15 protein-coding genes are annotated in these 9,269 nt (G+C 70.8%); 9 read left to right on the top strand and 6 right to left on the bottom strand.

Going from position 1 to position 9,269, the window contains the following annotated elements; genetic code table 11:
- Positions 1–138: 138 nt before the first annotated feature.
- Complete coding sequence (locus ACFRCR_RS13350; RefSeq protein WP_377678164.1) at positions 139–897, top strand: DUF5819 family protein; 759 nt, start codon at positions 139–141, stop codon at positions 895–897.
- A complete protein-coding gene (locus ACFRCR_RS13345) occupies positions 894–2,081 on the top strand; it encodes an HTTM domain-containing protein (protein WP_377678162.1) in 1,188 nt (395 codons plus the stop codon). Before ACFRCR_RS13350 ends, ACFRCR_RS13345 begins: the two co-directional genes overlap by 4 nt.
- A 61-nt stretch (positions 2,082–2,142) precedes the next feature.
- On the opposite strand, the gene ACFRCR_RS13340 is transcribed toward ACFRCR_RS13345, so the two are convergent.
- The 6 genes from ACFRCR_RS13340 to ACFRCR_RS13315 all read right to left on the bottom strand — a co-directional run bounded on the left by ACFRCR_RS13340 (position 2,143) and on the right by ACFRCR_RS13315 (position 5,789).
- Positions 2,143–2,643, bottom strand: coding sequence for a DUF3145 domain-containing protein (locus ACFRCR_RS13340; protein WP_377678159.1), 501 nt, complete (start codon positions 2,641–2,643; stop codon positions 2,143–2,145).
- 302 nt (positions 2,644–2,945) lie between these two features.
- Positions 2,946–3,431 carry a peptide deformylase gene (def, locus tag ACFRCR_RS13335; protein WP_377678158.1) on the bottom strand — a complete coding sequence of 162 codons (486 nt, stop codon included), beginning with the start codon at positions 3,429–3,431 and terminating at the stop codon, positions 2,946–2,948.
- A gap of 33 nt (positions 3,432–3,464) precedes the next feature.
- Positions 3,465–4,280, bottom strand: a complete 816-nt coding sequence (locus ACFRCR_RS13330; protein ID WP_377678156.1) for a DUF1206 domain-containing protein — start codon at positions 4,278–4,280, stop codon at positions 3,465–3,467.
- 268 nt (positions 4,281–4,548) lie between these two features.
- Positions 4,549–4,899, bottom strand: coding sequence for a DUF488 domain-containing protein (locus tag ACFRCR_RS13325; RefSeq protein WP_377678154.1), 351 nt, complete (start codon positions 4,897–4,899; stop codon positions 4,549–4,551).
- Between the two features lie 82 nt (positions 4,900–4,981).
- Positions 4,982–5,389 carry an ImmA/IrrE family metallo-endopeptidase gene (locus ACFRCR_RS13320; protein ID WP_377678153.1) on the bottom strand — a complete coding sequence of 136 codons (408 nt, stop codon included), beginning with the start codon at positions 5,387–5,389 and terminating at the stop codon, positions 4,982–4,984.
- 10 nt (positions 5,390–5,399) lie between these two features.
- Positions 5,400–5,789 (bottom strand): helix-turn-helix domain-containing protein, encoded by a 390-nt coding sequence (locus ACFRCR_RS13315; protein WP_377678151.1) that lies wholly within the window; start codon positions 5,787–5,789, stop codon positions 5,400–5,402.
- A gap of 96 nt (positions 5,790–5,885) precedes the next feature.
- Between ACFRCR_RS13315 and ACFRCR_RS13310 the strand changes: the two genes are divergently transcribed.
- The 7 genes from ACFRCR_RS13310 (at position 5,886) to ACFRCR_RS13280 (ending at position 9,069) form a co-directional block, all read left to right on the top strand.
- On the top strand, positions 5,886–6,122 hold the full coding sequence (locus ACFRCR_RS13310; protein WP_377678149.1) for a hypothetical protein: 237 nt from the start codon (positions 5,886–5,888) through the stop codon (positions 6,120–6,122).
- 58 nt (positions 6,123–6,180) lie between these two features.
- Positions 6,181–6,465: a hypothetical protein gene (locus ACFRCR_RS13305; protein ID WP_377678147.1), complete on the top strand. Its 285-nt coding sequence runs from the start codon at positions 6,181–6,183 to the stop codon at positions 6,463–6,465.
- Positions 6,462–6,833 carry a WhiB family transcriptional regulator gene (locus tag ACFRCR_RS13300; protein WP_377678145.1) on the top strand — a complete coding sequence of 124 codons (372 nt, stop codon included), beginning with the start codon at positions 6,462–6,464 and terminating at the stop codon, positions 6,831–6,833. Before ACFRCR_RS13305 ends, ACFRCR_RS13300 begins: the two co-directional genes overlap by 4 nt.
- Positions 6,834–6,920: 87 nt before the next feature.
- Complete coding sequence (locus tag ACFRCR_RS13295; protein WP_377678144.1) at positions 6,921–7,223, top strand: hypothetical protein; 303 nt, start codon at positions 6,921–6,923, stop codon at positions 7,221–7,223.
- Between the two features lie 303 nt (positions 7,224–7,526).
- Complete coding sequence (locus ACFRCR_RS13290; protein ID WP_377678142.1) at positions 7,527–7,841, top strand: hypothetical protein; 315 nt, start codon at positions 7,527–7,529, stop codon at positions 7,839–7,841.
- Between the two features lie 86 nt (positions 7,842–7,927).
- The gene (locus ACFRCR_RS13285; RefSeq protein ID WP_377678140.1) at positions 7,928–8,716 is read left to right on the top strand and encodes an N-acetylmuramoyl-L-alanine amidase; all 789 of its coding nucleotides are present in this window, start codon (positions 7,928–7,930) and stop codon (positions 8,714–8,716) included.
- Positions 8,716–9,069: a hypothetical protein gene (locus tag ACFRCR_RS13280; protein ID WP_377678139.1), complete on the top strand. Its 354-nt coding sequence runs from the start codon at positions 8,716–8,718 to the stop codon at positions 9,067–9,069. Before ACFRCR_RS13285 ends, ACFRCR_RS13280 begins: the two co-directional genes overlap by 1 nt.
- The last annotated feature ends 200 nt before the right edge of the window (positions 9,070–9,269 follow it).

Raw genomic sequence — 9,269 nt, 5'->3', positions numbered from 1 at the left:
CCACCGGCGGGCGTCGTCGTTCTCGCGTCGTGCGCCTCGCGTCGTGCGCGAGGAGACCGGGATTCCGTGGGATCGTTAGCACCGGTTATCATTCCCCGAACGCGGTCGTTCGGGCCGTCCTCGATGTGGAGGTACACGGTGAGCTCCGCGGGTTCCCGCACGGTCGTGCAACGCACCGCCCTGGTCGTCGTGGCCGCGCTGGTCGCGTTCCACATGTTCTCGACCTTCCTCTGGGCCGCGCCCACGTCGGCGATCAACGACAAGGCCTCTCCGGTCACGTCCAAGCACATGTACCCGCTGTTCGCGCAGAACTGGCAGATCTTCGCGCCGGACCCGCAGTCGGTCGACCTGCGCGTGTGGGTGCGCGCGACCATCCAGGACGCGGCAGGCGTCGAGACCGTCTCGGAGTGGGCCAACCTGGGGGACGTCTTCAACGAGCAGGTCCGGCACCAGATCCTGCCGACGCGCACCTGGCGAATCCCGGTCAGCATGAACCGCTTCTACACGACGTCGTACAGCACCCTCGAGGGCCAGCAGCAGGCCGTCGTCCACTCGGACCACGTCTCGGCCGACGGCACCAGCGGGCGCCAGGACCTCACACGGGCACTGCTGGGGACGGGCATGAGCGTGAGCGGCATGGACTCGTACCTGCTGTCCGAGGACTCGCTCTACGAGTTCGGCACGCTCGCCGCCATGGACCTGTGGCCGGGCTCCGAGCTCGTCGCGATCCAGATGAGCACGTCCACGCAGGGCGTCGTGCCGTTCGAGCAGCGGCTCACGCCGGGCATCCAGCGCCCGGAGGAGCAGTTCACCCGGCTGGGCTGGCGCGACCCGTCGCCGGTCACCCCCGAGGCCCGCGCGGGCTTCAGCGGCGTCTTCGGGGAGTGGGTCTCATGAGCAGCGACACCGGCGCCACGGGCATGACCGGCCTCTGGACGGGCGCGACCGGCTGGGTGCGCAGCACCTGGGCGGCCGGCGAGTCCTGGATGCTCGACTCCCGCAAGGCGTCCTACGGCGTCGCGGTGCTGCGCATCGGCTTCGGCCTGATCATCGCGGTGCAGCTCGCGGCCAACTGGGACGACCGCAGCCTGGCGTGGGGTGCGGGGCGCACCTTCGCGCAGGGTCGCGTCGAGGTGGACGAGTTCCCGTCCTGGCTCGACACGTTCTTCAGCGGCTCGGCCCCGCCCTGGGCGTTCGACCTGCAGTACCTCGCGCTCATCGCCCTCTCGGTGCTGCTGGTGCTGGGCTGGCGCTCGAGAATCGTCATCCCGGTGCTGCTGGTGCTGTACATCGCGTTGTTCCGTACCAACGCGTACATCGGCGACGGCGGCATCCAGCTCATGCGCATGGTGCTGCTGTACATGGTCTTCGTGGACACGTCGGGCAGGTGGTCCCTCGATGCCCGACGGCGCCGCGCGGCCGAGGCGGCCGGCAAGCCCTCGCGCTCCGCGTCCTGGGCGTGGCTCGCCACGCTGCTGCACAACGGGGCCGTGGTGCTCATCGCGTTCCAGATCTTCGTGGTCTACGTGGCCTCGGCCATGTACAAGATCCAGGGCGGGATGTGGCAGCACGGCACCGCGATCTACTACGTGTTCCAGCTCGACGAGTTCTCGACCTGGCCTGCCCTGACCGAGGTCATGGGACGCTCGGGCGTGCTCGTCGCGATCCTCAGCTACAGCGCGGTGTTCGTGCAGCTCTTCTTCCCGTTCCTGCTGCTTCGTCGCTCGACCCGCATCCTCGCCCTCGTCGCCATCACGGGCATGCACCTGGGGATCGGCGTGCTCATGGGGCTCATGTACTTCTCGATGACCATGATCGCCATCGACGCCATCTTCATCCGGGACGTGACCTACCAGGCCGTCGAACGCCGTCTGGCGCCTGCGCTACGGCGCGGGTGGGACCGCGTGCGGCGGCGCTCCGGCACGCCGCCGGCTCCTGTCCCGCCGGGCGGTGACGGCGCCCTCCAGCCGGTCGGTGCCGTCACCGGCCACGGCACGGCCAGGACCGTCGACGAGGGGGGCGCGTCGACGTCCCGCCCGCCGACGACTCCCCCGCGAACGACGATGCCTGCCGGTTCCTAGTAGCCGGCAGGCATCGGGCGACGGTGAGGTCGCCAGGTCCCCCGTGGGGGTGAGAACAGGGTCAGCCCACGCGGTGGAGCCAGCGCACGTTCGAGTCCTCGCCCGCGTGCCGGAAGGGCTCGAGCTCGTCGTCCCACGCCTTGCCGAGGGCCAGGTGCAGCGCGTCGCGCATGGCGCGGTTGTCGTGCGCGACCTCGAGGGCGGCGCGCACACGGTCCTCAGGGATCATGACGTTGCCGTGCACGTCGGTCACCGCGTGGAAGATTCCGAGGTCAGGGGTGTGGGACCAGCGGGCGCCGTCGGCCCCGTGGCTCGCGTCCTCGGTGACCTCGTAGCGAAGGTGGGACCACCCGCGCAACGCCGAGGCGAGGCGGGCACCGGTTCCCTGCGCGCCCTGCCACGCGAGCTCCGCCCGGTAGAGGTCGCGGGCAGCAGGCTGCTCGGTCCAGTCCAGCGTGACGCGCACGCCCAGGACGTTCCCGGCAGCCCACTCCAGGTGCGGGCTCAGCGCCCGGGGCGCCGAGTGCACGAAAAGAACACCGCGTGTGATGGCACCAGTCATGTCTTCCTCCCTAGGTCGAGGTTTCGTCTTCCCCAACGTCCTCACCAGGGGTGGATCATCATGCCTGATCAACCAGCGGTCTACGAGCCATATCTTGCCTGAGAGTCGACCGAATCGCGAGGGGAGGACTCCCCATGGCAGTTCTCGCCTCGCTGCGGTAGGGCTCCCTGGCGCGCCCTTCTCCCCCTATGCGGTCGCGTCACGCGACAGTCGTCCTCGCACGGGAGGACGCGGCGCCCCCTCTCCGCGGGGTCCAGGGCAGGGCCGGGCTGGGCCGGGAGAGGGGATCGCCGTCGTGCGGCTCAGAGCTGGGCGCGCATCTCCCGCATGGCCTTCTTGCGGACGGCCCGGTCCAGGCGGTCGAGGTAGAGCATGCCGTCCAGGTGGTCCGTCTCGTGCTGGAGGCAACGAGCCATGAGCTCGGTCCCCTCGACCGTGATCTCGTTGCCGTCGAGGTCCATGCCGACGACCCGGGCGTACCAGGCGCGACGCGTGGGATACCAGAGCCCGGGGACCGACAGGCAGCCCTCGTCACCGTCCTGGGTCTCGTCCGACAGCTCGACGATCTTCGGGTTGAGGACGTAACCGATCTCGTCCTCGATGTTCCACGAGAAGGCGCGCAGGTTGACGCCGATCTGGTTGGCGGCCAGGCCGGCGCGGCCCTCGTGGTCGACGGTCTCGACCAGGTCTGCGACGAGCGAGCGCACCCGGTCGTCGACGGTGGTGATCTCGTCGCACGGGGTGCGGAGCACGGGGTCCGGGATCACACGGATCTCTCTCATCGCCATGGGCGCCATTCTTCCATGGCACCCATGGCCGTCTCACATCCGTGCGTACCGGGCACGGGCGAACGAGTACACGCCGTAGGCGGCGAACCCGACGCCCGTGGCGGCCAGCAGGAAGGCACCGAAAGGCTGGTCGCCGATGGTCCGCAGCGCCGCGTCGAGGCCGCTCGCCTTCGCCGGGTCGGCCGTCACCGCGGCGGCCACCACGAGCGCCCCGAGCACACCGAGCGCGATCCCCTTGGCGATGTACCCGACCCGCCCGAGGACGACGACGGCATGACCGACCTGGCCGCCGGCGTTGCCCTCGAGGTCCTGGAGGAAGCGCTTCTTCCAGCCTTTGACCACGTGGTAGACGCCGGTCACGACGATGCCGACCCCGACAGCACCCACGAGCACCCTGCCTGCGCCGTTCGAGAGGAGCGACGCCGTGAGCGTGTCCTGCTGCCCCCCGCCGCCCGACCCGCTCACGACCTGGAGCGTCAACGCCCCCAGTGCCAGGTAGACGACGGCCTTGCCGGCGGACTTCGCGCGGAACGCCGACCGGTCCTTGGCGTCACCGCTCGTGCCGGCGATCGCCTCGAGGACCTGCCAGAGCCCGAGCGCGACGAAGGCGACGACGGCGAACCAGAGCACGAAAGCTCCCCCGGTCGTCCCGGCGATCTCCTGGAGCGCGCCCGTCTGGTCGGCCTCTCCACCGCCCGATCCGGTCGCGATCCTCACCGCGATGATCCCGATCATGATGTGCAGCAGACCGCTGACGGCGTAGCCGGCGCGGGCCAGGACCCGCAGGCCCTTGCTCTGCTGGAGCCGCTGGGCGGTCCCTGACGTGGTGCGGTTGTTACCGGTGGGCACGATACGTCTCCTTCTTGTCGAGCGGACGTGGCATCGTGTCACGACCTGGCGCCGCTCGCTCGCTGTACGGGACGATCCGGGCCTCCGGGAGGTATCGGACGTTTCGCGACCCGTTGGCCGCTGGTGGGGCCGCGACGCCGGTCAAGACGGCCCGCGACGCCTGATCCCCGGTGCCGAGAACGGGGTTGAGGTCGTTCTGCTGCCCGTGGCGACCTCTGTCTCGTTCTCGACCGCACGAAACCTCGTGCTCGACACGGACCGGCACCCGTCAGTCCCTGGTCACCAGGTAGTCGCGCAGCACCACCGCCTGATTCTCCTGCTCGCCCTTGGCCCCGTACAGCAGGGTCACGACCGGGTGCTCGGCGACGATCGCCCGCAGGTCGTCGACCGCGGGGTTCTGGTCGAGCTCGGCGCGGTAGCGCGCGGCGAACTCGTGGAACAGCGCATGGTCGTGGTGGAACCAGGTGCGCAGCGCGGTCGACGGCGCAACCTCCTTGAGCCAGCGGTCCACCTGGGCCCGTTCCTTGCTCACCCCCCGCGGCCAGAGCCGGTCGACGAGGACGCGGTAGCCGTCGTCGGGCGTGGGGTCCGCGTAGACGCGACGGATCTGCAGCACCATGCCTCCCATGGAACGCCCGGCGAGGCGTCGGCGCGCGGCGAGCCCTCGACGGGATCCGCCGCGCCGATCAGACGTGGACCTGTCAGCCGAACGCCGCGAAGCCACGCGGGACGCGGTGCGCGTTCGCACGCCAGGCCCGCCGCCAGGCGTGGATCATCCGGGCGGGGACGCCCAGCTCACGCGCGATCAGGGTGACGTCAGGCCCGTACATGCGCTCCGCCTGGGCGTACTCCCTGGGGCCGAAGAGCAGGTTCGCGGCGTACTCGTCGGCCTGCCACTCCTGCCTCGACTCACGAGCCCCGACCATGTGGACGTGGCGGTGGACGTGATGACCGCACTCGTGCGCGAGAGCAACCCGCTGGAGCAGGTGCGAACGGCTCTCGTTGATCACCACGACGCCGTCCTCTCGGATGTGAGCATGCCTGGCGCCGAGGTCGTCGAAGAGCACCTCGAGACCCAGCGACTCCGCGTGCTCGATCAGGTCGTACATGTCCACGCTCCTACGGTTGCTCCTCGTGGCTCTCCATCTCGGCCACCAGGTCCTCTCCGTCGTAGTCCTCCATCGCCGCGATGACTCGCGGTTCGGCGACCGTAGTACCACCTCCCGCGTGCCGCGAGGGGAACGCGTGCACGGTCACGTCGAGCGCCGGCCGGTCCCTCTCGGCTCGCGCGAGGATCACCTCGGCACGCTCGAGGATCTCGTGAGGGTGGATGTCGAAGGCTTCGGCGAGCTGCGCCACCTGAACGACCTTGATCTCGCGCTCCGCCTGGAGGACGCGCATGAGCGAGCGCTCCGGGATCCCCGCCCTGGCGGCGAGCTCTCGAACGGTCAGCCCACTGATCGCCCGCTCCGCCGCGATGGCGCGGGCAGTTGCCTCGTTGATGTCCATACGGGCAGCGTACCTGTTCTATCGGGCACCGCCAGTGCCAGGAGCGCCATCGCGCTCATCTTGCGCACTGCCCAGATGGGCAGTATGGTTGCCGATATGGACAGCAACCACTACACCTCAGCAGTGGCCGCCAACATCGAGACGGCTCGCCAGGAAACCGGACTGACGACGCTCTCGCTCTCCGCGTCGTCGGGCATCCCCCTCGTCTCGCTCGACCGCAAGCTCCACCAGCACGGCGACTTCACGGTCCGCGAGATCAAGGCGCTCGCCAGCGCGCTCGGCACCACGACGCTCGCACTCTCCACCGTCCGGGACCTCACGACCCCCGCCTGAACAGCCCCCGCCCCCGCTCCGAGGTACGCCACGGACGAAGAGACCAGGAGCCTTCGCCATGCCCATCTCCCTCACGGGCTGGGAACGGCGCATCCGGACGTTCGCCGGCGACCACGGCATCGACCTGGGGCGCAGCAAGACCCAACGACTCGCGCTCAGGATCCAGCGACGCGCCGAGCAGATGCAGCACGTCGACCCCGACGACCTTCTCCGCTCGGTGCTCGGCTACCGCGACCCGACGGGCGAGGCGGCCGTCCGGAACGTGCTGCGCGACGAAGCGCCCGACGCGGGTCTTCACCAGCTCGACCCATCACCCGGCCACGACACCGAGGAGGACCGATGACCGACCTGCGCGCCACGTCGCTCACCCGACCCACCGGACGGCTCTCGACCCGCGAGCCCGCCGAGTGGCGCCTCGACGCGACCTGCCGAGGCTGGGACCACGCCCTGCGGGGCGACCCGTGGCACCCGGCCTCGGAGCACCCGACCGCCTACGACGAGGCCCGTCGCATCTGCGGCACCTGCCGTGTCGCCACCGCCTGTCTCGACGAAGCGCTCGCGGCGGAGTCCCGCACCCCCGGCGCCCTGCGGTTCGGGATGTACGGCGGCAGGACACCGAGCGAGCGCGCGAGCTCCAGCCTGCCGGGCGGCGATGCCAGACCAGCGGACACCGGTCACGGCGAGGAGCGGACCGGTCCGTCGGCAGCATGACCGACCGCACCGGCCGGTGCGCCCGTCCCCACTGCACGGGTCGCCCCGGCCACCCGCCCACCCCGCCCGACGACATGGAGCCCCGCCGTGACCGGACCAGACCCCTACCTCGACGCTCGTCGCCTCTCCTTCCTGTCCAACGCCGTCCCGGTGATCGCCGGGCATCTCGGCATCGTGCTCGACCGTGACGGGAACGGTGCCACCGTCCCCGGGGACGCGACGCTCGTCGAGGGCGTCGCGGCCCTGATGTACGCCCGTCACACCACGGACACCCTCGGGCACTGGGACGACCTCGGCCCCCTCCGCCGCGCCGCCTGGATCACCACGGCCGAGGCCGTCGTGAGGCTCGTCGCACCTGTCGAGGCCGAGACCGAGGGAACCGGGCCGTGATCGTTCCGTGGCGGTCGGTGCGTGCAGCCTGGACGGCCCGCCTGGCCCCGCCGGCCGACCGGCGCCGACCCCGGCCCGACGTCGGCGGGCATGCTCGCGAACGCCCGGGTCTCGACCGTCCGACGAGGACGCCTGCGTGCTCCTGCCGCGGCGAGACCACGACCTGGCGTCACGGCGCGCACCGTCCTGATCCTCAGGACCGACGACGGAGCGCCACCCCACCTGTCCTGCACCCGATCCGCCGAGGAGGCATGTCATGCGGTGGAGCTGTACGCCCTACGAGTGGATCGGCACCGTTCGACCATGAACGCTCCCGAGCACCGGTCGGCCGATTCCGCGCCGGTGACACTCGCCCGTCTCGAAGGCAAGGTCGACGCCGCGCTCGCCGCGCAGACGGCGCGACTCGAGGAGCACGCGCGCCGCCTGGACGCCACCGACCGGATCACCGCCGCCCACTCCGTGAGCATCGGCGACCTCGAGAGGAACGCGGCGGCCGGGACCAGGGCCGGAACGTCCGGCTGGACCATCGCCTCGGTCGTCGTCTCCTCGATCGTCGGGCTCGGGTCGCTCCTCGCGGTCCTTGTCACGCTCGTGCGCGCCATACCGGGCGCGCCCTGACCTGCCCGGCTCCCCTGCACCTGTCCGTCCCACCCACCGGCCCCGCACGCGATCGTGCCGGGGCTCTTCTCATGCAAGGAGGAAACATGCCTGTCTACCCAGGTGCTGTCCAGCGCCTGATCCCGCACGCGAACACGGAGAACGTTCGCGCGACCGTCCGCAACCGCATCAACTTCCACACGGCCGTCAGCGACGCGTCGTCCATGTATCCCTACTTCTCCCAGCCCGGAAACCCCTGCTCGCACTTCTACGTCGCCGAGAACGGCACGGTCGAGCAGTACATCGACACGGCCTTCTTCTCGGCCGCCGACTATCAGGGCAACGACGCGACCATCTCGATCGAGTCGTGGGACGGGCACGGGCGCGTCTGGACCACCGGCCAGCCACCTGCGTGGACCGCCGCCCAGGTCGCTGCCCTCAAGGCCTTGGCCACCTGGATCACCCACACCCATCGGACGATCCCCCTCCGGCTGGCCACCGACTCCCGTGTCGGCGAGAGCTCCCGTGGTCTGTCGTGGCACCGGCTGGGGGTGGAGTCCTCTCCCCCGTTCCGCCCCGGCTACCGGGTCGACGGCGGCCAGTACTACTCGACCAGCGTCGGCAAGACCTGCCCCGGCGACGCACGCATCGCACAGATTCCCGGCATCCTCGCCGCGATCCCCCCCGTCCCGATCCAGCTTCCCGTCCAGGAGGACAAAATGGTTGTGATTCTCAACAAGGCCACCAACGCAGCGATCATCGTCTCGGGCGCCCGCTCGGCACCGATCATCGGCTGGGACCAGTACGTCGCGCTCTCCCAGACCCTGCCCACCGTGCAGGTCTCGGCGGCGCAGTACGCCGCGGTCGTGGCAGCCTTCCCGCTCACGACGGCGTGATGGACACGCCCCCGATCGCCGAACGCGTCCCCGGCTACCTGCGGACCTACGTGCCGGTCCTGTGGGGCTCGGTCGTGGCCGTCGTCCTGCGCGGGCTGCTCCCGCACCTGCCCGGCGACGTCGGGACCGCTCTCGGCGACTGGCTCTCGTCCGAGGCGATGCTCGCGCTGGTCACCACCGCCACGATCGCCGCCTGGTACGCCCTGTGGCGGTGGGCCGAGCCCCGCGTCCCGGACTGGCTCACCCGGCTCGTCCTCGGCTCCGCGCAGACCCCGGTCTACGGCGGTCACCACCGGGCTGCCGCGAGCGCCGGGTACACGTCGGTGGCCGCCAAGGCACGACACCGGGCCTGACCCGCCGGCACCGGTCCGTCCGGGTCCGGCATGCGCGAGCATCCGATCACCGGCGAGCACGAGATGCACCAAGGCGCTGACGTCGGGGCGCCCGTCCGGCGCACCGACCTGGGCCGCCGGCACAGGCGCGGCCGTCCTGGACGGCCTCGCAGCACGCCTGGCCGCCTGACCCGCACGTCTCGCGCGACCGAGCCCCGCCC

This window comes from Oerskovia sp. NPDC056781 (assembly GCF_042789955.1).
GTDB lineage: Bacteria > Actinomycetota > Actinomycetes > Actinomycetales > Cellulomonadaceae > Oerskovia > Oerskovia rustica.
The sequence above is the reverse complement of the archived record's forward strand: the minus strand, read 5'-3'. Positions and strand labels throughout refer to the sequence as shown.